Origin of the sequence: Erythrobacter sp. GH1-10, assembly GCF_045363165.1 — a bacterium.
Classification (GTDB): Bacteria; Pseudomonadota; Alphaproteobacteria; order Sphingomonadales; family Sphingomonadaceae; genus Erythrobacter.
On sequence record NZ_JBJFLP010000001.1, the window covers coordinates 724,661 to 747,222 of the forward strand.

Annotated in this window: 24 protein-coding genes; 8 read left to right on the plus strand and 16 right to left on the minus strand. The window is 63.1% G+C overall.

The window, feature by feature from the left end; all coding sequences use genetic code 11:
• Window positions 1-2: 2 nt before the first annotated feature.
• A complete protein-coding gene (locus ACI5KX_RS03605) occupies window positions 3-455 on the minus strand; it encodes a cupin domain-containing protein (protein WP_406809304.1) in 453 nt (150 codons plus the stop codon).
• Between the two features lie 30 nt (window positions 456-485).
• On the opposite strand from ACI5KX_RS03605, the gene dapE reads away from it, so the two are divergent.
• Genes dapE through ACI5KX_RS03620 form a run of 3 tightly spaced genes read left to right on the plus strand, consistent with a single transcriptional unit; the run spans window position 486 to window position 3,424 of the window.
• The gene (gene dapE / locus ACI5KX_RS03610; protein WP_406809305.1) at window positions 486-1,622 is read left to right on the plus strand and encodes a succinyl-diaminopimelate desuccinylase; all 1,137 of its coding nucleotides are present in this window, start codon (window positions 486-488) and stop codon (window positions 1,620-1,622) included.
• Window positions 1,623-1,645: 23 nt separating this feature from the next.
• A complete protein-coding gene (locus tag ACI5KX_RS03615) occupies window positions 1,646-2,902 on the plus strand; it encodes a dicarboxylate/amino acid:cation symporter (RefSeq protein ID WP_406809306.1) in 1,257 nt (418 codons plus the stop codon).
• 30 nt (window positions 2,903-2,932) lie between these two features.
• Complete coding sequence (locus ACI5KX_RS03620) at window positions 2,933-3,424, plus strand: nuclear transport factor 2 family protein (protein WP_406809307.1); 492 nt, start codon at window positions 2,933-2,935, stop codon at window positions 3,422-3,424.
• Window positions 3,425-3,441: 17 nt separating this feature from the next.
• Here the strand turns inward: ACI5KX_RS03620 and ACI5KX_RS03625 are convergent, their stop codons facing one another.
• From ACI5KX_RS03625 to dapB, 5 genes are all read right to left on the minus strand, one after another.
• Window positions 3,442-3,855: a hypothetical protein gene (locus tag ACI5KX_RS03625; protein WP_406809308.1), complete on the minus strand. Its 414-nt coding sequence runs from the start codon at window positions 3,853-3,855 to the stop codon at window positions 3,442-3,444.
• Window positions 3,856-3,922: 67 nt separating this feature from the next.
• On the minus strand, window positions 3,923-4,573 hold the full coding sequence (gene nth, locus ACI5KX_RS03630) for an endonuclease III (RefSeq protein WP_406809309.1): 651 nt from the start codon (window positions 4,571-4,573) through the stop codon (window positions 3,923-3,925).
• Window positions 4,574-4,673: 100 nt separating this feature from the next.
• On the minus strand, window positions 4,674-6,353 hold the full coding sequence (locus ACI5KX_RS03635) for a hypothetical protein (protein WP_406809310.1): 1,680 nt from the start codon (window positions 6,351-6,353) through the stop codon (window positions 4,674-4,676).
• Between the two features lie 275 nt (window positions 6,354-6,628).
• Window positions 6,629-7,153, minus strand: coding sequence for a hypothetical protein (locus tag ACI5KX_RS03640; RefSeq protein WP_406809311.1), 525 nt, complete (start codon window positions 7,151-7,153; stop codon window positions 6,629-6,631).
• Window positions 7,150-7,878, minus strand: coding sequence for a 4-hydroxy-tetrahydrodipicolinate reductase (gene dapB, locus ACI5KX_RS03645; RefSeq protein ID WP_406809312.1), 729 nt, complete (start codon window positions 7,876-7,878; stop codon window positions 7,150-7,152). Before dapB ends, ACI5KX_RS03640 begins: the two co-directional genes overlap by 4 nt.
• A gap of 35 nt (window positions 7,879-7,913) precedes the next feature.
• On the opposite strand from dapB, the gene ACI5KX_RS03650 reads away from it, so the two are divergent.
• A complete protein-coding gene (locus tag ACI5KX_RS03650; RefSeq protein WP_406809313.1) occupies window positions 7,914-8,615 on the plus strand; it encodes an NAD-dependent deacylase in 702 nt (233 codons plus the stop codon).
• A 187-nt stretch (window positions 8,616-8,802) separates the two neighbouring features.
• Here ACI5KX_RS03650 and ACI5KX_RS03655 read toward each other — a convergent pair whose 3' ends face one another.
• The 6 genes from ACI5KX_RS03655 to mutM form a co-directional block, all read right to left on the minus strand.
• A complete protein-coding gene (locus ACI5KX_RS03655; RefSeq protein ID WP_406809314.1) occupies window positions 8,803-9,210 on the minus strand; it encodes a YidH family protein in 408 nt (135 codons plus the stop codon).
• The gene (locus ACI5KX_RS03660; RefSeq protein WP_406809315.1) at window positions 9,207-9,980 is read right to left on the minus strand and encodes a HesA/MoeB/ThiF family protein; all 774 of its coding nucleotides are present in this window, start codon (window positions 9,978-9,980) and stop codon (window positions 9,207-9,209) included. Before ACI5KX_RS03660 ends, ACI5KX_RS03655 begins: the two co-directional genes overlap by 4 nt.
• Entirely contained in the window at window positions 9,977-10,408 is a 432-nt protein-coding gene (locus ACI5KX_RS03665) for a DUF983 domain-containing protein (RefSeq protein ID WP_406809316.1), read from the minus strand. Before ACI5KX_RS03665 ends, ACI5KX_RS03660 begins: the two co-directional genes overlap by 4 nt.
• A gap of 122 nt (window positions 10,409-10,530) precedes the next feature.
• The gene (gene dnaA / locus ACI5KX_RS03670; protein WP_406809317.1) at window positions 10,531-11,991 is read right to left on the minus strand and encodes a chromosomal replication initiator protein DnaA; all 1,461 of its coding nucleotides are present in this window, start codon (window positions 11,989-11,991) and stop codon (window positions 10,531-10,533) included.
• Window positions 11,992-12,435: 444 nt separating this feature from the next.
• The gene (rpsT, locus tag ACI5KX_RS03675; RefSeq protein WP_406809318.1) at window positions 12,436-12,696 is read right to left on the minus strand and encodes a 30S ribosomal protein S20; all 261 of its coding nucleotides are present in this window, start codon (window positions 12,694-12,696) and stop codon (window positions 12,436-12,438) included.
• 137 nt (window positions 12,697-12,833) lie between these two features.
• Window positions 12,834-13,649: a bifunctional DNA-formamidopyrimidine glycosylase/DNA-(apurinic or apyrimidinic site) lyase gene (mutM, locus tag ACI5KX_RS03680; RefSeq protein WP_406809319.1), complete on the minus strand. Its 816-nt coding sequence runs from the start codon at window positions 13,647-13,649 to the stop codon at window positions 12,834-12,836.
• A gap of 57 nt (window positions 13,650-13,706) precedes the next feature.
• Between mutM and ACI5KX_RS03685 the strand changes: the two genes are divergently transcribed.
• The 4 genes from ACI5KX_RS03685 (at window position 13,707) to dut (ending at window position 18,457) form a co-directional block, all read left to right on the plus strand.
• Entirely contained in the window at window positions 13,707-14,453 is a 747-nt protein-coding gene (locus ACI5KX_RS03685; protein WP_406809320.1) for a class I SAM-dependent methyltransferase, read from the plus strand.
• Between the two features lie 40 nt (window positions 14,454-14,493).
• Window positions 14,494-16,056 carry a 2-polyprenylphenol 6-hydroxylase gene (gene ubiB / locus ACI5KX_RS03690; protein WP_406809321.1) on the plus strand — a complete coding sequence of 521 codons (1,563 nt, stop codon included), beginning with the start codon at window positions 14,494-14,496 and terminating at the stop codon, window positions 16,054-16,056.
• A gap of 239 nt (window positions 16,057-16,295) precedes the next feature.
• The gene (locus ACI5KX_RS03695; protein ID WP_406809322.1) at window positions 16,296-17,966 is read left to right on the plus strand and encodes a bifunctional phosphopantothenoylcysteine decarboxylase/phosphopantothenate synthase; all 1,671 of its coding nucleotides are present in this window, start codon (window positions 16,296-16,298) and stop codon (window positions 17,964-17,966) included.
• Window positions 17,963-18,457 (plus strand): dUTP diphosphatase, encoded by a 495-nt coding sequence (gene dut, locus ACI5KX_RS03700; protein WP_406809323.1) that lies wholly within the window; start codon window positions 17,963-17,965, stop codon window positions 18,455-18,457. The genes ACI5KX_RS03695 and dut overlap by 4 nt, the downstream gene beginning before the upstream one ends.
• A gap of 93 nt (window positions 18,458-18,550) precedes the next feature.
• On the opposite strand, the gene ACI5KX_RS03705 is transcribed toward dut, so the two are convergent.
• From ACI5KX_RS03705 to secB, 4 genes are all read right to left on the minus strand, one after another.
• Window positions 18,551-19,210, minus strand: a complete 660-nt coding sequence (locus tag ACI5KX_RS03705; RefSeq protein ID WP_406809324.1) for a DUF4136 domain-containing protein — start codon at window positions 19,208-19,210, stop codon at window positions 18,551-18,553.
• A 168-nt stretch (window positions 19,211-19,378) separates the two neighbouring features.
• A complete protein-coding gene (trpS, locus tag ACI5KX_RS03710; RefSeq protein ID WP_406809325.1) occupies window positions 19,379-20,401 on the minus strand; it encodes a tryptophan--tRNA ligase in 1,023 nt (340 codons plus the stop codon).
• An 18-nt stretch (window positions 20,402-20,419) separates the two neighbouring features.
• Window positions 20,420-21,991: a murein biosynthesis integral membrane protein MurJ gene (gene murJ, locus ACI5KX_RS03715; protein WP_406809326.1), complete on the minus strand. Its 1,572-nt coding sequence runs from the start codon at window positions 21,989-21,991 to the stop codon at window positions 20,420-20,422.
• A 25-nt stretch (window positions 21,992-22,016) separates the two neighbouring features.
• On the minus strand, window positions 22,017-22,562 hold the full coding sequence (gene secB / locus ACI5KX_RS03720; protein WP_406809327.1) for a protein-export chaperone SecB: 546 nt from the start codon (window positions 22,560-22,562) through the stop codon (window positions 22,017-22,019).

The following is a 22,562-nucleotide window of genomic DNA, read 5'->3' on the forward strand; positions in this document are numbered from 1 at the left end:
GATCAGTAGTCGAAATCGCTGCCGTCCTTGCGGTGGAACCCGCGGCCGTCGGTAAGGTGCATGTCGATATCGGGATAGTGGCAGTCGCTCGCCGAAGGCCGGCCGATGGCGACGAAGATGCATGGTTCGTCGGAGCGGTTCTGCAGCGCGTGCCCGTTGCCGTCGTTCTTGGGGAAAGCGGCGACATCGCCGGCTTGCATGACATGCTCGCCATCGTCGTCGACCAGCACCGCTTCGCCGGAAAGCATCACCACCAGCTCGTCCTCATCCACATGCCAGTGGCGCTGGGCGGACCAAGCCCCCGGTTGCAGCACGACATGGCTCGCACCGAAATCCGACAGGCCACTTGCAGGTGCGAGGCGGCGATACCAGCGATCCCCGACTTCGCCCGCATATTCGGGGGGATAGCCGGTCGCATTGGATTGCGGGATCGAATCGAGATCGAGCTTGGGCATCGCGCACTTCTCCTGCTAGTCAGCGCGGTAATGTCTCAAAGCCTTGCTTTTGCCAAACGCCTGATTGCCGCTCCCAGCGTCACCCCCGCCACCGGCGCGGTGTTCGACGAGCTGGAGGCGATGCTGATGCCGCTCGGGTTCGCGGTGCACCGCTTCACGCGTGGCGAGGGCGAAGAGGGCAGTGACGAGGCGCCGGTCGAGAACCTTTTCGCTATCCGTCACGGGCCGGAAGGCTCGAAGCACTTCGCCTTCGCGGGTCACCTCGATGTCGTGCCTCCGGGCGATGGCTGGACCAGCGCGCCGTTCGACCCCGAAGAGCGCGGCGAACTGCTCTACGGTCGCGGCGCGGTCGACATGAAAGGCGCGATTGCCTCGATGGTCGCTGCTGTGGCCGAGGTCCCGCAGGCAGCGGGCACGATCAGCTTCATCATCACCGGCGACGAGGAAGGCCCAGCGCTCCACGGCACCCGCGCGCTGATCGATTACATGAATGCAGAGGGCATCAAGCCGGACCTGTGCCTCGTCGGGGAGCCCACCAGCGTCAACCGCTTGGGCGACATGATGAAGATCGGGCGGCGCGGTTCGGTCAACATCTGGCTCGAGGTCGACGGCACGCAGGGCCACGTCGCCTATCCGCATCTTGCGGACAACCCGCTGCCGCGCATGATCGCGATGCTGTCCGAACTCAACAATCTCCATCTCGACGAGGGCACCGACTGGTTCCAGCCCTCCAATCTCGAGATTACCGAGATCGACATTCCCAACCGCGCGCATAACGTGATCCCCGCGAAAGCAAAGGCGCGTATTTCGATCCGCTTCAACGACACCCACAGCGGAGCTTCGCTCGCGCGCACGGTTGTCGCAATCGCCGAGAAACACGGCGGCACCGCGCGGCCCGTGATCAGCGGCGAGCCGTTCCTGACCGAGCCGGGCGCGTTTTCGAACATGCTGGCCGAGGCGATCGAAGCCGAAACCGGGATCACACCCGAACCTTCGACCAGCGGCGGCACCTCGGATGCGCGGTTCCTGCGCGCCGTGTGCCCGGTGATCGAATTCGGCCTGTGCAACGCGACGATGCATAAACGCGACGAGGCGGTGGCCATCCCCGACCTCGATACGCTAGCGAGAATCTACAAGAGGGCCGCGCTGGGGGCGCTGGCTCTTTAGAACAAAGAAGGGGCGCAAAGCCGATGAAAGCCTGGTTTGCAATTCCGCTGTGGCAGCGCGTTATCGCCGCGCTCATCCTCGGCATTATCGTCGGCTATGTCTGGGGGCCGGGAGCGGAGAGCATCAAGATCGTCGGCGACGTGTTCATCGCCTTCATCAAGATGCTGGTCGTACCGCTGATCTTCTTCAGCCTCGTCGCCGGGGTCGCGAGCATCGGCGACCTGAAAAAGCTCGGTAGCGTTGGCTGGCGCGCGCTTTTGCTATTCGTCGTCACCGGCCAGATGGCTGTGTGGCTGGGTCTTGCCATCGGCACGCTCGTGCAGCCGGGTTCAGGCCTCGATGCCAGCGGGATGGATCTCGACGCCGCCGCGCTCGAACGCGCGCAGGAGCGGCAGGAGACCGGCGTCACGATCCAGCAGATGATCCTCGAAATGGTCCCGTCCAGCCCCGTGCAGGTGATGGCCGACGTCAACGTGCTTCCGCTGATCATCTTCTCGCTGCTTATCGGCATCGGCATCCTGATGGCGAAGGAGGACGGCGAGCCGGTCCTCAAGATCTTCGATAGCGGCAGCATCGTCATGCAGAAGGTGACGATGATCGTAATGGAGCTGACCCCGTTCGGCGTGTTCGCGCTGATGGCGTGGGTCGCAGGAACGCTCGGGCTGGAGGCGTTGCAGGCGCTCGGGATCGTCGTGATCCTCAACTATCTTGGCTGCTTCCTGATCATCGGCCTGATCTATGGCGGGATGATCAAGTTCATCGCCAAGCTGCCGGTGATCGATTTCTTCCGCGGCATCGTCGATGCGATTGCGGTGAGCTATTCGACCGCAAGCTCCAACGCGACACTGCCGGTGACCCTGCGCTGCGCCGAGCGCAACCTCGGCATCAGCAACTCGGTCGCGAGTTTCGTCATCAGCCTCGGTGCGACGATCAACATGAACGGCACCGCGATGTATCTCGGTCTGGCGACCCTGTTCGGTGCGCAGGTGTTCGGCGTGGACCTTACATGGGGCGACTATTTCCTCATCTCGATCCTCGGCACGCTCGGTGCGATCGGCGCAGCGGGCATTCCGGGTGCGGGACTGATCATGATGGTGCTGGTGTTCGGCGCGGTCGGCGTTCCGCTTGAGACGATCGCGCTGGTCGCAGGAATCGACCGGATCATGGACATGATGCGCACCACGACGAATGTCAGCGGCGACGCGGCGGTGGCGACCACCGTGGCGGCTCTGACGGGCGAGATCGACCGGGCCGAGATGATCTCGGCGGATGATGTTTGATCGAATTTATTCCAATCGGGGGCAAATGAAATGAAGAAGCTAGTCATGGGTGCCGCTCTCTTGAGCGCAGCGGCGTGTTCTCCGGCGGTTCAGAACGCGGCAGGTTCAGAGGGTGGCAGCGGCTCTCAGGCGGTAGCGGCGAGTCTTTATGATGCCTTTGCAGCAGGCGACATGGATAGGATCGGTGCGCTGCTTGGGGACGATGTTAGTTGGGTCGAAGCAGAAAGCGGTCCCTACACCGATGGCAATCCCTACATTGGGATGGAGGGCGTAGGCAGCGGAGTATTTGGCCCCATCTTGGAGGCTTACGAAGACTTTGCAGCGACTCCCGAGCGGTTCACGACTGAAGGTGACCGTGTGGTTGTGGAGGGGCGCTACAGCGGAACGCACAAGGAGACCGGCGAAGCACTCAATGCGCAATTCGTTCATGTCTACAAGATCGACGGCGAGACGATTGCGGAGTTCCAGCAATACACTGACACCTATCAATGGCGCGCGGTAGAAGGATCGCTAGGAGAATAATCGCCTGCGCGAACCGCTCAGTCCGTTTCACTTTCTTCCACGTACTCCACCGGAACGAACTGGCCCAGGCCGCATCCGGCTCCGCGGCGGGGCGGACCGCCGCCCGTGTTTTCCAGAACGTAGATGATGTCGGTACTGCAAAGCTGGCTGATCGAGGTCTTGTAGGCGAAGGCTTCCTCGAAGCCGAGGCGCGGGCAGTTGTAGGGCAGGGTGTTACGGTAGACCCTGCCGCCGCTCATCTCGAAATCGATCATCTGGTCGCTGCGCACGCGAGTGGTGCGAATCGTGTTGCGGTTGATGCAGTTGCGCGCTTCGCCCAGCACCTTCACCGGTGGACCGGCAAGCGCGGGATCGGCGCGCCCGTCGGCCTCGACCGGGGCGCAGGCGGCGATGGCTAGGACGCCGCAAAGCATGATGGGGGTGCGGATCATCGGATGTCTCCTCTCGCTGCCGCAAATTAGACGCCTCGCAAGCTGAACGGGGCCTTAGTCGCCTGGCTCAGCGACCCTTCGGCTTTTCCAGCACCTTCTTGCGGTAGCTGCACAGGTCGACCAGCTTGCAGCGCCAGCACTCGGGCGTCCGTGCCTTGCAGACATAGCGCCCGTGCAGGATCAGCCAATGATGCGCGTGCAGCCGGAAGGGTTCGGGCACGCGTTTTTCCAGCTTCGCCTCTACCTGCTCGGGGGTCTTGCCTTTGGCGAGGCCCGTCCGGTTGCCGACCCGCAAGATGTGCGTGTCGACCGCGAAGGTCTCCTGCCTGAACCAACAATTGAGCACCACATTCGCGGTCTTGCGGCCCACTCCCGGAAGCCGAACGAGGTCTTCGCGAGTGTCGGGCACCTCGCCGCCGTAATCGTCGATCAGCATCTGCGAGAGCGCGATCACGTTCTTGGCCTTCGAGTTGAACAGGCCGATCGTCTTGATGTGCTCGATCAGCCCGTCGAGGCCGAGGTCGAGCATCTGCTCAGGGGTTTTCACCTTCGCAAACAGCGCGCGCGTCGCCTTGTTCACCCCGACATCGGTCGCCTGCGCCGAAAGCGCCACCGCCACCACCAGCTGATAGGCGTTGCCGTATTCCAGCTCGGTCTCGGGCTCGGGATTGTCCTCGGCGAGGCGGCGGAAGAATTCGAAGATCTGGTCCTTGGTCACGGCCCAACTGGTAGCTGCCGTCGAGCGATGCCGCAAAGGAAATGGGCGACACGCAAAAGTGCCGCCCATATCTGGCCTTGTGGCCGGGATGAGAGCGCGATCAGCCCAGGAAATCCCGGGCCGAGATTTTGGAGTAGGCATCCTTGTCGATGCCGTCCTCGAGCGCGGTCGCCTCCTTGCGCGATTCCTCGAGCAGGCCCTGATACTCCCTGACCCCCTGGGCAAGTCCGTTCGCCATCGCTTCGGCGACGAGTTTTTCGGAGATTTCTCCTTTCTCGTCATCGAACTCGTAGGCGATTTCGAGCATCGACCGGGTTACGCCGCCCAGCACGATCGTTTCGAATGTCTCGTAGTCCGGGGCGGCCAGTCGCGGACCGATCTTTTCCAGCCAGTCGGTCTGGAATTCGAAGCGGTTGACCCATTCGGGCAGCACCGGCTTGATCCACTGGTACATGGTGCATTGCGATGCCCTTCGCCCGATAGCATCCTTGGCAAAGCCGCCCAGAACCCAGATGGGAAGCTTGGGCGAGAGTTGCTCTGCGAGCGGATATCGCACCACGATCCCCCACGTTGCGCGGTTGAACATGCAGCGCTGCTTGGCCGGCGCGCCGAGCCACTGCGCAACATTGAGAAAGTAGTTCTTGATGCGGTTGAGTGCTTGCACCCCTGCCGGTGTCGCTTCGAACCCCTCGGACTTCGGATTCGAAGCCGGAACCCCGGGACGACCAACAAGGTTGACGTCCATCCAGTGGTGCCAGGTCGAATCGACCACCACTCGCCCGACATCGACCGGGTGCCCGTCATAGGCTCCAACAGCTCCGAATTCCTTGCCGTTGGCGGGGCCCTTGTTCGTATCGCTGGTGCTGGTGTGATCCCCTTGCACACGGGCCCAGGCGATGATTTCGGGCTTCGGCTTGTTCGTTCCGCCCGGATATTCGGGGGCGGTATAGCCGTTGAAACTGAAGTCGAGGCTGGTGTCCGTCGGGACGATTACTTCGCCCTCGTGCGGGTGATCGGGAAGTATGTCGATCGGACCGTCTCGACCGCACAGCACCGGATGCGGACGCCAGCGGGCGAGGAAGATCAGATACGACCACAGCGGGTACCGCCGCAGCCGCGTTTTCATCGGGATATCGTCGGACTCGTCGTCGAAAGTGTAGACGTTATTGTGCCCCTTGAGCAGCGTGTCGTGGCGATCGGGTCCGACATTCGATGGTACGCCCTGGCTGTTGGTCCACTTGCGCATGTTGCGCACGCGAGGGATCTCGCTGCACAACGCCGCGCCCAGAGTTGCGTGGTCGCCGGTCGCGAAGACGCCGCCCTTCTTCTCGTCCATCCAGCGCGAGAGAATTTCGAGTTCGTTCTCGTCGAGTGCACCCGGCCCGCTCGTCGAAGTCCCGGTGCTGAAGAACCACACCTGGTCGTATTCATTGATATCGAAAGCGGGATCGTCGAAGCGGAAATTGTCGATGTCGGCTGCGCCCAGGTGGTCGGTCTGGCGGTGAGCCTTGGTCAATTCGTATTCGACCCAGAAATCGGGATCGTTCTCGAGCGTGTCGACCAGTGTCGAAAGGCCGAAATAGGTCAGCCCGTAGCTGATGAGGACCGATCCAAGCCTGTCGCACACCATGAGGATTTTCATCCTGCACGGCCTGAGGAAGATCGGAAGCTTGATCTTGCCGCGGTCGATCAGGTCGGCCTGAAACTTCTGGGTGGTGCGAAGCGCCGTGAGACTTTCGCGGGCTTTGATCAATTCTGCAGTTTTTTCGGACAGAGTCATGGTGTTCTCCCAATTATAGTGTTGGAAGCAACCCGTATTATTCGGCGTGATAGAGAAACCGCACCTTTTATGCCCGGATCATCTAGCGACGATATATTAGACAAAATAGTATAAACGCGCCAAGTTAGAAGGCTATCAAAGTAATGCAGGGTAATATAACGCGTTAAACGGTGTCGGCCTTTTCGCATTATTTCCGCACCGCCAGCGATCACTGAGTCCGCGGTGCAGGCCGGTCCCGATCCCGTCCTTCGGGTTCGAAAAGCGAGTTTGGCTGACTACCTCAACCAGCGGATCATGCCGGGATAGGACGGTACGCCTTGCTCGATGGCTGTCGGCAGGTCGGCGCACATTCCATAGTAGCCGAGCATTGGCGCGCCAATGTGCTGGCCGGTGGCGAAGGCGGTGCGCAAATTGATGGCATCGTCGCGGTAGCCGCCGGTATGGAACAGCTGCTCCAGACCGATGTCGCAGTGTCTCGCTGCGGCATAGGACCACGCGATCGCCATCATCTCGTCGGTCGGATCGGCCTCGATCGGGCCGAGCTTCGGGCGGATCTCGGGGTCGGCAACCGCGATATGCCCGCCTTCGTGCAGCAGGTCGCTCGGCCATACCGGCGTGTCCGGATCGATCAGCAATCGCCCTTCGACAATGGCCAGTCCGTCGAGCAATTGTTGTTCGCGATCGCCCAGCCAGTCGACCTCGATCCCGACGGTTTCGAGGAACGCCAGGCAGCGTCCGGCGGCAGCCTCGCCGCCACCCTCTTCCCGCCATTTGCATTTGTCCGCAGCGACGGTGCTCACAGGCCCAGCACGTCTTTCATAGCGTAGCGGCCCGGCTCCTTGCCGATCAGCCACGCCGCCCCGCGCACCGCCCCGCGAGCGAAGATCATGCGGTTTTCGGCAGAATGCGACAGAGTAATGCGCTCCTCTGCCCCGGCGAAGATCACGCTGTGTTCGCCCGCGACCGTACCGCCGCGCAATGTTGCGAAGCCGATCGCGCCTTCCCGCCGTGCGCCGGTCTGCCCGTGCCGCCCGCTGTCCATCGCATCGGATAGCTTCACCCCGCGCGCTTCCGCGGCCGCTTCGCCCAGCAGCTTGGCGGTGCCCGAAGGCGCATCGACCTTCATCCGGTGGTGCATTTCGAGAATTTCAATGTCCCACTCCGGTCCCAGCTTCGATGCTGTTTCGCGCACGAGGTGTTCGAGCAGGTTGACCCCGAGCGAGGTGTTGCCGGTCTGCAGGACGGGGATCGAATTTGCGGCCTCCGCCAGCGCTACGAAATGATCCTGTTCCAGCCCCGTGGTCCCGACCAGGATCGGAATACCTGCCGAACAGGCCGCCTCGAGATTGCGTGCAAGCGCGTCCGGCGACGAAAAGTCGACCACGACGTCGCATTGGCCGATGATCGGTTTGGGGTCGCCGCCCTGGTCCACGCCCACCTGGAATGTGTGCCCGGCCTCCGCGATCGCCTCGGCGATCGCCTGCCCCATCCGGCCCTTGTGACCGATCACGCCAAACTGTGCCATTGATCCCGAACCCCATGGAGTGTTTGATACGCATCATGGCACAGCTCGAACGGATCGTCATCCTCACAGGCGCGGGGATTTCCGCAGAAAGCGGGATCGATACGTTCCGCAGCGCGGGAGGATTGTGGGAGCAGCACAAGGTTGAAGATGTTGCGACGCCCGAGGGGTTCATGCGCGACCCTGATCTCGTACTCGGCTTTTACGACATGCGGCGCGAGGCGCTGGCCAAGGTCGATCCCAACCCGGCGCATCGCGCGCTGGCACGGCTTGAATCCGAATTCGATGGCGAACTGCTGCTGGTCACGCAGAATGTCGACGATCTGCACGAGCGCGGCGGTGCCAAATCGGTGCTGCACATGCATGGCGAGTTGAAGAGTGCGCTGTGCACCGCCTGCGAGGTGCGCAGTCCTTGGGACGCGCCAATGGGTGATCGTCCACCATGCCCGGTGTGTCAGGCGCCTTCACTACGGCCCGACGTCGTATGGTTCGGAGAGATGCCGTACCAGATGGAGCGGATCTACGCGTCGCTCACCCGCGCAGACCTGTTCGTCAGCATCGGAACCTCGGGCGCCGTCTATCCTGCGGCCGGGTTCGTGCAGGAAGCGCGGATGGCGGGAGCGCGCACGCTCGAACTCAACCTCGAACCGAGCGAGGGCACGCATTTCTTCCACGAAGCGCGCCACGGACCTGCGGGAGAGCTGGTCCCAGCGTGGGTAGAAGAGGTGCTCGGCAGCTAACCGCGCAAAGATGACGAAGTTGACACCGTGTCACCCACCAGAAGTCGGAAAATTCTCAATAGAAACAGATGCCTGGAGCCAAAGTGCGAAATTGACACCTCGCAAGGCGAAAATTCCGACCGAACCGGTTTGCAATGAAAAAGAGCCGTTGGTCCCATATCGCCAAAGCCGCGAGTAGGAAAATCGCTCAGCTGTTCGAAAAATCCATCAGCCAGACACCGATGGCGAGCGCAAAGCTGCCAAATGCCATGAACCCGGCGATTAGGCGCATATTCGTGGGTTTGAGCGGGCTGGCCTTGTGGGCCTGCATTCGCGCGTGAACGTCGCAACCTTTTCGCTGCGCGGCCCAGAAGACAAAGATGCCGATCACGATAAACATCGTCGCGATCAGTTTCGGAAGCCACGCAGGCTCGAGCTTGCCGAACAGCGCGTTGAAACCGAGCCCGATGCCGACCGAGGCAAGGCCGGTGCGCATCCAGCCCGCAAAGGTTCGCTCGTTCGCCATCAGCGTGCGATCCTCGGCCCAGTCGGTCCGGTCCTGCGCGAGTTCGGTGCGATCCTCGGCCAGGTCTGTGGAAGACTTGTCGTCGCTCATCCTGGCACTCCGCATCCCTTGCACGCCGGATCCTTGGCTATGGTGAGCGTGCGCATGCCCGGTTGCAACCCGTCGAGCATGTGCAGCTTGCCCCATTGCGGATCGCCGAAGCGGCTCACGCCGGCAAGCAGGACCCGCACCGCCTGCATCGCGGCAAAGCTGCCTGTCCATCCCGCCATCGCGCCGAGCATCCCGTCTTCGGCACAGGTGTCGCAATCCTCGGCATCGAACGCATCGCCGACGAAGCAGCGGTAACACGGGCTATCGGCGAGGTGCCCGGCGAAGGCTCCCACCTGCCCCTGAAAGCGGCCCACGGCGGCCGAAAGCAGAGGGGTGCGTTCGGCGACGCAGGCGTCGGATACGGCGAGGCGGGTGGCAAAATTATCGGTTCCGTCGAGCACGAGGTCCGCGCCTTCGAGCAACCGCCCGGCATTGTCGGCGTCTATGCGCGAATCGCTGATCTCTACCGTCAGCGCTTCATCGAAATTGGCGAGCCAGCGGCGCGCGCTGGTGGCCTTGCCGTGCCCGACATCGCGCGCGGTGAAGATCGTCTGGCGCTGGAGGTTGGAGGCATCGACCACATCGTCATCGACCAGCGTAAAGCGCCCGACACCCACGCCTGCGAGGTATTGCAGCGCGGGGGATCCGATCCCGCCGAGCCCGATCACAGCGATATGCTTGCCGGCGAGAGCAACCTGCCCCGCGCCTCCGATCTCGGGCAACACGATATGGCGCGCGAAGCGGTCGAGACGGGCGGGAGACAGACTCACGGGGTTTCACCCGGTGCAGGAGGAGCGCGGCGTTCCTGCCGGAACGCGCCGACGCCGCGCCACCACAGGAAAGCGATCACCCCGCCCTTGGTCGGCTGGAGCATCGCAATCAGCATCACGACCGCGACGGGCAGGATGATCGCCAGCGTCAGCCATGCCGACATGCCGAACGTTCCGATCATCGCGATCACCACCGGCGCGAGCAGATGGCCGACCACGAAGATGCCGATATAGGCCGGGAAGTCGTCGGCCTGCTGCACCGACCAGTCCTGCTGGCAGTGCGCGCAGGTTGCGACCGGCTTCAACCACTTGCCGAACAAGGACGCGGAATTGCAGCGCGGGCAGCACCCACGCAGTCCGCGCAGCAAGGCGGAAACCCAGCTTTCGGGCAGGTCGATCTCGCTGGCCGGGAGCGGTGCGGAACTCATGGACAAGCCTGTTGGCAGGCTGTGCACGGCTTGTGAATAGGCTGTGGGCAGGGCTGTCGACAGCCCCGCCCATAAACCTGTGCCCGCATTGTGGAAACTATGTGCGAATTAACTATCCGGTGTCAGCTCTCAAGCTGGCGCAGCAGGCTGCGCACATCGCCGTCCATATCGGCATCGCGCTGACGCAGGTCCTCGATCAGCCGGACGGCGTGGATAACCGTCGAATGGTCGCGGCCCCCGAATTTCCGGCCGATTTCCGGATAACTCCGCGGCGTGAGCACTTTCGACAGATACATCGCCACCTGACGCGGGCGCACGACGGCTCGCGCGCGGCGCTTCGACGACATCTCGCTGCGGTCGATCCGGTAGAACTGGCAGACCGTGCGCTGGATCTCGTCGATCGTGATCCGGCGGCGGTTGGCCGAGAGAATATCGGTCAGCTGTTCTTCGGCGAGGTTGAGCGAGACTTCCTGACCGGTCAGTTGCGCATAGGCGATCAGCTTGTTGAGACCGCCGACCAGCTCGCGGATGTTGCGCGTGATGGTGCGCGCGAGGAAGTCGATCACGTCTTCGGGCACGTTGAGCGGCGCAAAGCGCTGCAGCTTCGATTCGAGGATCTTCTTGCGCAATTCGATATCCGCCGCCTGGATGTCGGCAACGAGGCCCATCGAGAGGCGCGACAGGAGACGCGGTTCGACCCCGTCGAGCGCCTGCGGCGCACGGTCCGCGGCAAATACCAGCCGCTTGCCCTCGGCCAGCAGCGCATCGATCGTGTAGAGCAGCTCTTCCTGGGCGCTCGCCTTGCCGATGATGAACTGGATGTCGTCCACCAGCAGCAGATCGAAACTGCGCAGCCGCGCCTTGAACTCGATCATCTGGTTGGCTTTGAGCGCCTGGACGAATTCGACCATGAAGCGCTCGGCGCTGCAGTAGAAGATGCGGGCGCGCGGATGGGCCTGCAGGAATGCGTGACCGATGGCGTGGAGCAGGTGCGTCTTGCCCTGGCCAGTCGCGGCCTTGAGATAAAGCGGCGAGAACTGCGGCTGTTCGGTCGCGGCCATGCGCTGCGCTGCATTGCAGGCGAGCACGTTGGCCTCGCCGGTAACGAAGGCGGCGAAGGTCAGCGACGGGTCGAGACCGACCGAAGAGGTAAAGCCCGAATCGCCGATCGTACCCGCCGCGACCGCGATCGCACTCGCGCCGTCATTCGCTGCACGGCGACCGTCATCAAGGCGGAGCTCGGGCAGCTGGCGGCGGCCTGGGTGCACCTGGATGTTGACGCGGCGAACTTCGCTGCGCGCGATCTTCCATGCAAGTTGAAGTCGGTCGTGGAAGCGATCCTTGACCCAGTTGGCTGAAAATTCGGTCGGCAAGAACAGGTCGAGCGTTCCGGTGTCCTTGTCTATCGCGCCCACCTGGATCGGCTTGATCCACTGGCTGTGCAGTTGATGTCCCAGATCCTTGCGAAGCCCCTGGCTGATATCGGCCCAGTCTGCGGCGAGATTTACGGCTTCGGCATCTTCCATCAAATCGTCGTCTGCTTTCCGACGCGTGGTCCGCGCCTTATCGATCTTATGTACCATTGTTTCCCCAATACTCTACACACCTCGGAGCCGCATCCGAAGCGCACACTCAACAATGCGATAGGCTCAAAAATCCTCTCCCGCGGAATCGAGATTCGCGGGTGCCCCCCATCGACCAGTTTGTTAGAACCCGGGCTGTCCCGCCCCGGGTAGAACACGAATAAAGAGCGCTTCGGGCCGGAGCGCAAGCACGGAATTTTAAAAAAACTGAAATATTCCGGTTGACTCGGCGCAAGCCCGCAGGCGTGCGTTCAAGTCGTTGTTATTTCGAGAAATCAGGTTTCAAAGGCATGCGAATCGCGAGGAATCCTTGCGTTCTCGCGGACAATTCCGGTTGCGATCGTCGCAAACCAAAAGGGCCGCGCTCATCGAGCACGGCCCCGCGAGATCGGATTGCGTGAAAACGCCTATGGGCTGGGGCGAATCGCCCGGCCCGGAAGCGAATCAGAGCGCGGCGACGCGCTTCGTCAGGCGCGACATTTTGCGCGCCACGGTGTTCTTGTGCATCACGCCGCGAGCCACGCCGCGTGCGAGTTCGGGCTGCGCTTCCTTGAGCGCTTCCTGTGCTGCCTTTTTGTCGCCCGCTTCAACGGCGGTCTCGACCTTTTTCACGTAGGAGCGGATGCGGCTCATCCGGGCGGTGTTGATGTCCGTCCGGCGGGCGTTGCGACGAATGCGCTTACGGGCTTGCGGCGTGTTGGCCATAATGTCTCTGTCTGTCTCGCGTTCTGTGCTGGCCGCAGGTTGCGACCGGAAACTTCTTGGGTTTGTTCGAAAAACGGCGATTTACCGCCGGAAAGGCGCGCACATAGTCGGCAGGGTGCCCGAGGTCAAGGATTCGCTTATCTCTGGCACCGTGCGCAATACCATGTGCTGCGTCCGCCTTGGGCGATGCGGCGGATAAGCCCGCCATCCTCACGGCGGCACGGTTCGCCCGTACGGCCGTAAACATCGAAGCGGGTCGCGAAATAGCCGAGTTCGCCGTCCGGCTGCGCATAATCGCGCAAGGACGAGCCGCCATCGCGGATCGAGCTTTCGAGCACATCCCTGACCGCCGGCACGAGTCGCTCCAGCTGGGGCCTCGTGACCTTGCCCCCGGCCTTCCGCGGATGGACGCGCGCGCGCCACAAGGCCTCGCACACATATATGTTGCCGAGTCCCGCGACGATCCGCTGGTCGAGCAGGCACAGCTTGATCGACTGGCTCTTGCCCTTTAGCGCGGCCTTGAGGTGCTCCGGAGTCAGGCCGGGACCAAGCGGCTCCGGTCCGAGCGCGGCGAATTGCGGCCACAGGTCGAGCGCATTGGTATCCACGAGGTCGACGGACCCGAACCGGCGCGGGTCGCACAGCGCAAACCGGTTGCGGCCGGTCTCGATCAGCAAGTGGTCGTGGGTGTCGGGCTCGTCCGGATCGATCCGCCAGCGTCCGCTCATGCCCAGATGGAAGATCACGGTAGAACCGCGATCGAGATGAATCAGGCCGTACTTGGCCCGGCGCGAGAGGTGAGTGACCGTCGCACCGGTCATGACCTGCACCAGATCGGGCGGGAACGGACGGCGCAAGTCGGGGCGATTGAGTCGGACGCGCGCAATTCGCTCGCCTTCGAGGAATTTCGCGAGTCCGCGAACCGTGGTTTCTACTTCTGGCAGTTCTGGCATTTCGTGGCCGCTCTAACACCCTTTGCGCGCCGCACAATTCCATCTAAGGCCCAGCCCATGACAGAAGAGACAGTATCTTTCGGCTACGAGGATGTGACCCCGCAGGAAAAGACCCGCCGCGTGGGCGAGGTCTTCACCAGCGTCGCGCGCAAATACGACATCATGAACGATGCGATGTCGGCGGGGATGCACCGGCTGTGGAAGGACAAGTTCGTTCGCCGCGTGAAACCGCAGCCGGGAGAGCAGATCCTCGACATGGCCGGCGGCACCGGCGACATCGCCTTCCGCATGGCCGACAAGGGCGCGGACATTACGGTTGCCGACATCAATCAGGAAATGCTCGATGTCGGTGCCGAGCGTGCGATGGAGCGCGAAGAATCCGAACGGGCAGGCAGCCTCGTCTTCACCTGCCAGAACGCCGAGGAGGTGAGCTTCGCATCGAACACTTTCGATGCCTACACGATCGCGTTCGGCATCCGGAACGTGACCTTCAAGGACCGTGCGCTGAAAGAGGCGCTGCGGGTGCTCAAACCCGGCGGCCGCTTTTATTGCCTCGAATTCTCCACGGTCGAGTGGCCGGGCCTGCGCGAAGCGTATGACGTCTATTCGGACAAGGTCCTGCCGCGGATGGGGCAGGCGATCGCCGGCGATGCCGATTCCTACCGCTATCTCGCCGAATCGATCCGCAAGTTCCCGCCGATGCCGGAATTCGAACGCATGATCCGCGACGCCGGCTTTGCCAATACAAAGGTAGAGCCGATCCTGGGCGGGCTGGTTGCGATCCATTCGGGCTGGAAGATTTGACCCGCCGGGAACGGAACAGGCCGCCGCGCGCATTTAGACCATGACCTCTCCCGTCATCCACCTTTCCCGCCTTGCCCGCTGGGGCATCACGCTGGCGCGCCGCCGCGCGCTGGTGGGCGTCGAAAACGATCCGAACGCACCGCCGACAGTGAAGCGCGCGGTCAAGCTCGCGCGTTGGGCGACCTTCACGAGCAAGAAGGGCGAGCCCGATTACGCCGGGGCATTCCGCGCGATCGGACCTGCCGCGATCAAGCTCGGCCAGTCGCTCGCGACGCGGCCCGACCTTGTCGGCGAGGATGCGGCGCGCAATCTCCTCAGCCTGCAGGATGCGCTCCCGCCGGTAAAGTTCGAGGAAATCATCGCCTCGATGGAAGCGGCGTTCGGGCAACCGCTCGACACGCTGTTCACCGAAATCGATCCCGAACCGGTCGGCGCGGCTTCGATCGCGCAGGTCCACCGTGCAATCACCACCGACGGACGCACAGTTGCGGTGAAGGTGCTGCGCCCCGGCATCCGCGAAAAGTTTGCGCGCGATATCCAGACCTATGAATGGGCCGCTGCCCATCTGGAAGCTGTGGGCGGCGAAGCGATGCGGCTTCGCCCGCGGCTCACCATCGCCAATTTCAAACGCTGGACCAATTCCGAACTCGACCTCAGGCGCGAGGCGGCTTCCGCTTCCGAACTTGCGGAGGAGATGAAAGGTATCGGCGGCTATCGCATCCCGGAAATCGACTGGGACCGCACCAATGGCCGGGTGCTCACTGTCGAATGGGTCGACGGGATCAAGATATCCAAGCGCGACGAACTGATCGCCAAGGGGCACGACCTCAACGCCATCGCCGAGCGGCTGGTGATCAGCTTCCTCACGCAGGCGATCAGTGCGGGCTTCTTCCACGCCGACATGCACCAGGGAAACCTGTTCATCGAGGATGACGGCACGATCGTTGCAATCGATTTCGGGATCATGGGCCGGATCGACCGGCGCGCGCGGCAATGGTTGGCGGAAATCCTCTACGGGCTCACCACGGGTAACTACAAACGCGTCGCGGAAATCCATTTCGAAGCGCAATACGTGCCGAGCTATCACTCGGTCGGCGAATTCGCGACCGCCTTGCGCGCCGTTGGCGAGCCCATGCGCGGCAAGCCGGTGAGCGAACTCAGCGTCGGCCAGATGCTCGACGGGCTGTTTGCGATCACCCGCGATTTCGACATGCAGACCCAGCCGCACCTGCTGCTGCTGCAAAAGACCATGGTGATGGTCGAAGGTATCGCGACCCAGCTCAACCCGGCCATCAATATGTGGGACACGGCGGCGCCATATGTGCGCAGCTGGATCCGCGACGAACTGGGACCGGAAGCCGCGCTCGCCGAACGTTTGAAGGAAGACACAGATACCCTGCTGCGCCTGCCCGGCCTGATCCGCCGGATCGAGGAAAAGTTCCCGCCCAAGGGCGGCGCGCCCGAGCCTCCGCCGTTGCCCGAAATCAAGCTCATCACCGAGCGCCGCCAGGGCGGAGCAGGATCGCGATTCGGTTACCTGGTCGCGCTGCTCGCCGGTGCCGGAGCGATGTGGGGTGCGGTCGCGATGGGCTGGATCGGCTGAATCCGTCGCACCTCGCTGTCGTCTTAACTCGTTTTCAACCGCGAATTTAACTCGGCGTTTAACCATGCTGTGCCAAGGAAAGCGCTGGTTTGGCCCGCCTTCGCACTTGGCGGGCGTTCGGCGTGCGTCTAGGCTGCACGCAATTGGTATCAGGTGCCGGAGCGCGATCCGGCAGGGAGATTTCGACGCATGACCGGCTCGTTCGGCACTTGCATCTTCGAACACGCGGAGCGCGGGCTGTGAGCAAGGCCTCCGCTCCGAAAGTGCTGCTGGTCGTCGGTGGCGGCATCGCCGCCTACAAGTCGTGCGAGCTGGTGCGGCTGATCCGCAAGGGCGGGGGCGATGTCACCTGCGTCGTGACGAGGGGCGGCCAGCAATTCGTCACCCCGATGTCGCTCGCCGCGCTGAGCGAGAACCAGGTCTACACCAACCTGTTCGACCTGAAGAACGAAGCCGAGATGGGCCATATCCAGCTGAGCCGCGAGGCAGATCTCGTGGTCGTGTGTCCGGCGACGGCGGACCTGATGGCGAAGATGGCGGCCGGTATCGCAGACGATCTCGCGACCACGCTGATCCTTGCAACCGACAAACCTGTCATGGCAGTGCCAGCGATGAACGTGCGCATGTGGGATCACGAATCGACCCAGCGCAATGTCGAGCTGCTCAAGACCGCAGGCGTGCAGGTGCTGCATCCTGACGAAGGCCCGATGGCTTGCGGCGAGTTCGGCTATGGACGCCTTCCCGAGCCGCATGCGATCTGGAAGGAAATCGCGGCGCACTTCGGTATCGAAGTCGAGGACGAAGCTCCTGCGCCCGCTCCGGCCAACGATCCGGGGACTCCGATCGAGGTCGAAGCGCTCGAACCCGAAGAGGAAGAGGATAGTTCGGGCGGTGGTCTTGGCGGACTGCTCTCGAGGATCATTCCGCGCTCCACGGCGAAGCGCAGTCACGAGGACATCGAAGCCGAATACGCCGAGCTCGAAGAACAACCCGAAGAAGAAGAAGCGCCCGAAGAGGAACTGCCCGAGGAAGAAGAGATCGAGTTCAACCCCGATCTCGGCGGGCCGTTGCTCGCGGCAAAGGGCAAGGCCGGGTCCGCTCCGCCGATCGACCCCGAAGCGATCAACCACGAGCTCGACGATCGCAAGGCTGCGCCGGAAGCAGTCGGAGAGGCCCCGGCGAAGCCTGCCGCGATCGAAAGCGCCGACGAAGATGCGCTCGGCGGCGAGGCTTTCGCGGTCGATGCCGGTTACCGCCCGCTCGAAGGGCGCCACGTGCTGGTCACCGCCGGCCCCACCTGGGAGGCAATCGATCCGGTGCGCTATATCGCCAACCGTTCCAGCGGGAAGCAGGGCTTTGCCATCGCCGCGGCGGCCGCAGCGCTCGGTGCCAAGGTGACTTTGGTCGCCGGGCCGGTCTCCTTGAAGACACCGGCGGGCGTCGATCGGATCGATGTCGAAAGCGCGGAGGACATGAGCAAGGCGGTCAAGCGCTCGCTTCCTGCGGATGCAGCGGTCATGGTCGCCGCGGTCGCGGACTGGCGGCCCAAGGAATTCTTCGCCGAAAAGATCAAGAAGCGCGGCTCCGCGCCGCCAGCACTGATGCTGACCGAGAACCCGGACATCCTCACCAATATCGCCGCCGGATCGAAGCGGCCCGAACTGGTGGTCGGTTTTGCGGCGGAGACCGAAAACGTGATCGACAACGCCAAGAAGAAGCGCAAGCGCAAGGCGTGCGACTGGATCGTTGCCAACGACGTGTCGGGTGACGTGATGGGCGGCGACGACAATCTCGTCCACATCGTCAGCGCGGAAGGCGTCGAAAGCCTCGAGGAAATGCCCAAGAGCGCGGTGGCGATGGCATTGGTCGAACGGATCGCGTCGGCGCTCAAGGCAGAGGCAGCCGAATGAACGACAGGATTGTTGGCGACGAGGGCGCGGCGACCGCAGCAAGCGTCCCGGTCGAAGTGAAACGCCTGCCGCATGGCGAAGGGCTCGAACTCCCGGCCTATGCCACAAGCGGCGCGGCGGGGATGGATGTCGTTTCAGCGGAAGACGTGACCATCGCGCCCGGCGCGCGCCATCCGGTTGCAACCGGTCTCGCACTCGCGATCCCGCACGGGTACGAAATCCAGGTCCGCCCACGCTCGGGCCTTGCCTTCAAGCACGGCATCACCGTGCCCAATACGCCCGGCACGATCGACAGCGACTATCGCGGAGAACTCAAGGTCCTTCTCATCAACCACGGCACCGAAGCGTTCGCGATCAATCGGGGCGACCGCGTGGCGCAGCTGGTGCTCGCCCCGGTGGTGCAGGCCGCATGGCAGGTAGTGGAAGAACTCGACGCGACCGAACGCGGCGCAGGCGGCTTCGGTTCGACCGGCGGGCACGCGAAGCTCTAGGTTTACGATTTCCGGAATCAAAAGGGCGGCGCCGATCCCATGGCGCCGCCCTTCTTCCCGTCCAAGGGTGAGTGCAAAGGCGTCTTTAGCCTATCACTGGACTTCGCGCACGGATTTTCCGTCATCCTTGATCGTAATCCGCAGGGTTTCGCCCGAATTCCCCGGGAAATCGGTGAACATCGCGTCCACGAGGTTCGGGACCAGCATCTGCAAGCGGTTGCTGCGCGAGGCGGCCTGGGCCTTGCCTTCGAACAGCCGCTCTCCGGTGGCGGTCGAATCGATCTTCAGCTCGATATCGCTGACATAGACGGTGTAGCTGCGCACTTCCGGCCCGGCGAGCCACGGGTCGTAGAAGCCGAACGCGTAACCGCGGCGGAACGCGTAACCGCGTCCCCATGGGCCGAAGAACGGATCGTTGAAGGCGCTTCCGGTGGTACGGACACGTTCGCGACCGTTGTCGACGCCGTAATCGAACCGCACCAGCATGGTCGCCTCGGAAGGCGATGCCGCTTCGGTATATCCGAGCTTTTCCATCTCGTCAGCGACGAGATCGGCATACATGCCGAATTCGAGACCGCCCGCGAGGCTGGGATCCTCGGCCACCACGGCGAAGCTCTGGCCCTGCGGCGCCGGGAGGGTTGCGGTGAAGCGCGAAACATCGGCGTTGAAGGACGGCGCGCAGGCTGCGAGCCCAAGCGCGGCGACTAGCGGCAGAGCCAGCCGACCGAATGCGGTTTTGAAAGTCTTGATCATGGTATTTCTTGCCTTGCAGTCACGATTGAGCGTCCACCAGTGAGATCGTGCGTTCCCCTCGCTTCGGCCTGTAAATCAGGCTCATGACCTCGCATTCGCGATCTGCCACTGACCTTCAACAGTGTAAAGCGCGGGTCTTAACCGGGTTTGAATGGCGCCAGGCCGCGCTCAGCGGCCACGCACGAGTCCCAGCGCCTTATACGTCGCATCGAGCGTCGGCACGCCATGCTCGCGTGCCTGCGCAGCGCCCCGCGCCAGGATCGCATCGAGCGATTCCTGGTCGTCCTTGAGCTCCATGAAGCGTGCGTTGATGGGGCTGAGCGTTTCGACCAGCAGCTCGCCGAGCGCGGGCTTGAACGCGCCAAAGCCCTGTCCGCCGAACTCGCCCAGCACCTCGGCCACCGATTTGCCGGTCAACGCGCCGTAAATCCCGACGAGATTGAGCGCTTCCGCACGATCTTCGAGACCCTTTTCCTCACTCGGCAGCGGCTCGGGATCGGTTTTCGCCTTCTTGATCTTCTTCATGATCGTATCGGCATCGTCGGTGAGGCTGATTCGGCTCATATCCGAGGGATCGGACTTGCTCATCTTCGCCGTCCCGTCGCGCAGGCTCATGATCCGGGCGGCAGCGGGCGGGATGTAGGGTTCGGGCAGGGTGAACAGCGGCGCGTCTTCCGGGCAGAAATCGTTGTTGAATTTCTGCGCTATGTCGCGTGCGAGCTCGAGATGCTGCTTCTGGTCTTCGCCCACCGGCACATGGGTCGCCTGATACAGCAGCACGTCGGCGGCCTGCAGAACCGGATACGTGAACAGCGCAACCGACTGGCCTTCGCGGTTCTTGCCGGCCTTGTCCTTCCACTGCGTCATGCGGTTGAGCCAGCCCATCCGCGCGGTGCCGTTGAGCAGCCATTGCAGCTCGGCATGGGCGGGGACCTGCGCCTGGTTGAACAGCACGGTCTTGGACGGATCGACCCCGCAGGCGACCAGCGTCGCGACCATTTCGCGGGTGTTCTGCGTCAGCTCGGCCGGATCGTGCGGCTGCGAGATCGCGTGCAGGTCGGCTAGAAAGATGAAACACTCCCCGCCCGCGGCATGCGCCTCGTCCTGCAACTTCACATAGTTGACGATCGCGCCGAGGTAATTGCCGAGATGCGGCTTGCCGGTGGGCTGGATGCCGGAGACGACTCTCATGTCAGGAACTCTTTCCGATTAGCTTTGACGGCGCATTAGTCGCTGGACCGTGCCCTTGTCGAGCACACCGAGGACGATCGCGCCGAGTCCGTAAGTGACCGCGCTGACCGCGAGAATGGCGGCGATCCCCGCGGCTTTCTCGCCGATAGTGCCGACGAACCACGGGTCGATCTCGCGCATCAGGAACCACAGCGCCGCGCCCATCGCGCCCGCCGCAAGAGCGATGCGAAACACCCTTCCGATCAGGCGCGGGGTCATACGGTAGAACCCCTTGGTGTGCAGGATTCCGCCGAGCAGCGCGATGTTGCACCATGCCCCCACGGCCCCGGCGATCGCGAGGCCGACCACGCCGATGCGCGGCACGAGGACGATGTTGAGGCCCACGGTGGCCACAAGGCTGATCGCCGCGGTGACCACCGGCGTGCGGGTATCCTTGCGCGCGAAGAAGTTCGGGGTAAGCACCTTCACCAGCACATAGGCGGGAAGGCCGAGTACCAACCCCTGCACAACCGTTCCGGTGACGCCGGCGTCTTCCTGCGTGAAGGCCTGCCCGGCCATGAACACACGGACGAATGCTGTGCCGGTGAAGAACAATGCCACCGCGCAAGGGACGGTCAGCAACATCGCAAGCTCGATCGCGTTCGATTGCAACCGGCTCGCCTCGTCGTCCTGCTCGCGGCTGAGATAGCGCGACAATGCGGGCAGGATCGCGGTGCCGAGCGCGATCCCGATGATCCCGAGCGGAAGCTGGTTCCAGCGGTCGGCCATCTGCAGATAGGTGTAGCTCCCGACCGGCAGGGTCGAGAGGAAGAACAGGTCGATGAACCGGCTGATCTGGTAGACCCCGGCGCCGAAAATCGCAGGGACCATCAGCACGCCCAACTCTTTTACCCCGGGGGTGATCGAGGGAAACGCCAGCGACAGGCTGAAACCCGCGCGGCGCATGAAGACACCGAGCCACACGACCTGCAACAGGCCCGATAGCGACAGCGCCCATGCCATCGCCATCGCGGTGGTGCGGCGCGCTTCGAGATCGCCCTCGAGCGTCAGCCCGTATGCGAGCGCAGCGATCAGGCAGATGTTAAGGATCACCGGCGCGGCTGCAGCGGCTGCAAAGCGCGAGAGCGAATTGAGAACGGCTGCGACCAGCGTCGCCAGGCTCATGAACATCAGATAGGGGAACGTCACCCGCGCGAGGAACACCGCGACTTCGAGATTGCCCGGTACATCGCCCAGTCCCTCGGGCGCGAAGAATTCGACCACCCACGGCATCACGAGCATGGCGATCCCGCCGAAGACGATCAGGATAGGCAGCAGGACCGACAGGACATTGGTGGCGAAGCTTTCCGCTTCGCTCATGTCGCCGTCTTCTTTCATGCGCCGGTTGAACAGCGGCACGAAAGCGCTCGCGAAAGCGCCCTCGGCAAACAGGCGGCGGAACAGATTGGGCAGCATGAAGGCGAGTTGCCAGGCATCGCCCATCGCGGTCGCACCGAGGACTCGCGCGATCAATATGTCGCGCACGAAGCCGAAGACGCGGCTGACAGCCGTCAGCCCGCCGATCGTTCCGACATTCTTGAGCAGGCTCATCGCTCAGGCCCGCCGTGGTTCTGGCTTACGCTTCGCCGCCGCCGGGCGCGTCGGCCGGAGGGGTGGCGGCACCGGCGGCTTCCTGCTGGCGGCGCTGCTGCAGCTGCTGGATGTAGAGCCCGTTGAAGTCGATCGGATCGACCAGCAGCGGGGGGAATCCGGCATCGCGAACGGCGTCGGCAACGACGCGGCGCGCGAACGGGAACAGGATGCGCGGAGCCTCGGCAAACAGAAAGGCATGCGCCTGATCGTCGGGGACGTTGCGGATGCCCACCAGCCCGCAATAGGCGAGCTCGACGATGTAATGCGCGCCCTGTTCGCCGGTGGCGGTGATGTTGATCTTGAGCGCGACCTCGTGAACCTCGTTTCCGGCCGGTTCGGTGCCGATGTTGAACTGGACGTCGATCTTTGGCTGTTCCTGCCACTGGAACACGCCCGGCGCATTCGGGTTCTCGACCGAAAGGTCTTTCACATACTGGGTGATGATCGCGGCGGTCGGCTGGTTGTCGGCACCGTTCGGACCGGTATTCGCATTGTCGAGGTTCTGGAGGATATCGCCTTCGTCGGCCAT

Excerpts from the sequence above, each read along its gene's own strand:
- ACI5KX_RS03605 (WP_406809304.1), bottom strand. The coding sequence starts at position 455 with ATGCCCAAGCTCGATCTCGATTCGATCCCGCAATCCAATGCGACCGGC.
- dapE (WP_406809305.1), top strand. The coding sequence starts at position 486 with ATGTCTCAAAGCCTTGCTTTTGCCAAACGCCTGATTGCCGCTCCCAGC.
- ACI5KX_RS03615 (WP_406809306.1), top strand. The coding sequence starts at position 1,646 with ATGAAAGCCTGGTTTGCAATTCCGCTGTGGCAGCGCGTTATCGCCGCG.
- ACI5KX_RS03620 (WP_406809307.1), top strand. The coding sequence starts at position 2,933 with ATGAAGAAGCTAGTCATGGGTGCCGCTCTCTTGAGCGCAGCGGCGTGT.
- ACI5KX_RS03625 (WP_406809308.1), bottom strand. The coding sequence starts at position 3,855 with ATGATCCGCACCCCCATCATGCTTTGCGGCGTCCTAGCCATCGCCGCC.
- ACI5KX_RS03635 (WP_406809310.1), bottom strand. The coding sequence starts at position 6,353 with ATGACTCTGTCCGAAAAAACTGCAGAATTGATCAAAGCCCGCGAAAGT.
- dapB (WP_406809312.1), bottom strand. The coding sequence starts at position 7,878 with ATGGCACAGTTTGGCGTGATCGGTCACAAGGGCCGGATGGGGCAGGCG.
- ACI5KX_RS03650 (WP_406809313.1), top strand. The coding sequence starts at position 7,914 with ATGGCACAGCTCGAACGGATCGTCATCCTCACAGGCGCGGGGATTTCC.
- ACI5KX_RS03655 (WP_406809314.1), bottom strand. The coding sequence starts at position 9,210 with ATGAGCGACGACAAGTCTTCCACAGACCTGGCCGAGGATCGCACCGAA.
- ACI5KX_RS03665 (WP_406809316.1), bottom strand. The coding sequence starts at position 10,408 with ATGAGTTCCGCACCGCTCCCGGCCAGCGAGATCGACCTGCCCGAAAGC.
- dnaA (WP_406809317.1), bottom strand. The coding sequence starts at position 11,991 with ATGGTACATAAGATCGATAAGGCGCGGACCACGCGTCGGAAAGCAGAC.
- rpsT (WP_406809318.1), bottom strand. The coding sequence starts at position 12,696 with ATGGCCAACACGCCGCAAGCCCGTAAGCGCATTCGTCGCAACGCCCGC.
- mutM (WP_406809319.1), bottom strand. The coding sequence starts at position 13,649 with ATGCCAGAACTGCCAGAAGTAGAAACCACGGTTCGCGGACTCGCGAAA.
- ACI5KX_RS03685 (WP_406809320.1), top strand. The coding sequence starts at position 13,707 with ATGACAGAAGAGACAGTATCTTTCGGCTACGAGGATGTGACCCCGCAG.
- ubiB (WP_406809321.1), top strand. The coding sequence starts at position 14,494 with ATGACCTCTCCCGTCATCCACCTTTCCCGCCTTGCCCGCTGGGGCATC.
- dut (WP_406809323.1), top strand. The coding sequence starts at position 17,963 with ATGAACGACAGGATTGTTGGCGACGAGGGCGCGGCGACCGCAGCAAGC.
- ACI5KX_RS03705 (WP_406809324.1), bottom strand. The coding sequence starts at position 19,210 with ATGATCAAGACTTTCAAAACCGCATTCGGTCGGCTGGCTCTGCCGCTA.
- trpS (WP_406809325.1), bottom strand. The coding sequence starts at position 20,401 with ATGAGAGTCGTCTCCGGCATCCAGCCCACCGGCAAGCCGCATCTCGGC.
- murJ (WP_406809326.1), bottom strand. The coding sequence starts at position 21,991 with ATGAGCCTGCTCAAGAATGTCGGAACGATCGGCGGGCTGACGGCTGTC.
- secB (WP_406809327.1), bottom strand. The coding sequence starts at position 22,562 with ATGGCCGACGAAGGCGATATCCTCCAGAACCTCGACAATGCGAATACC.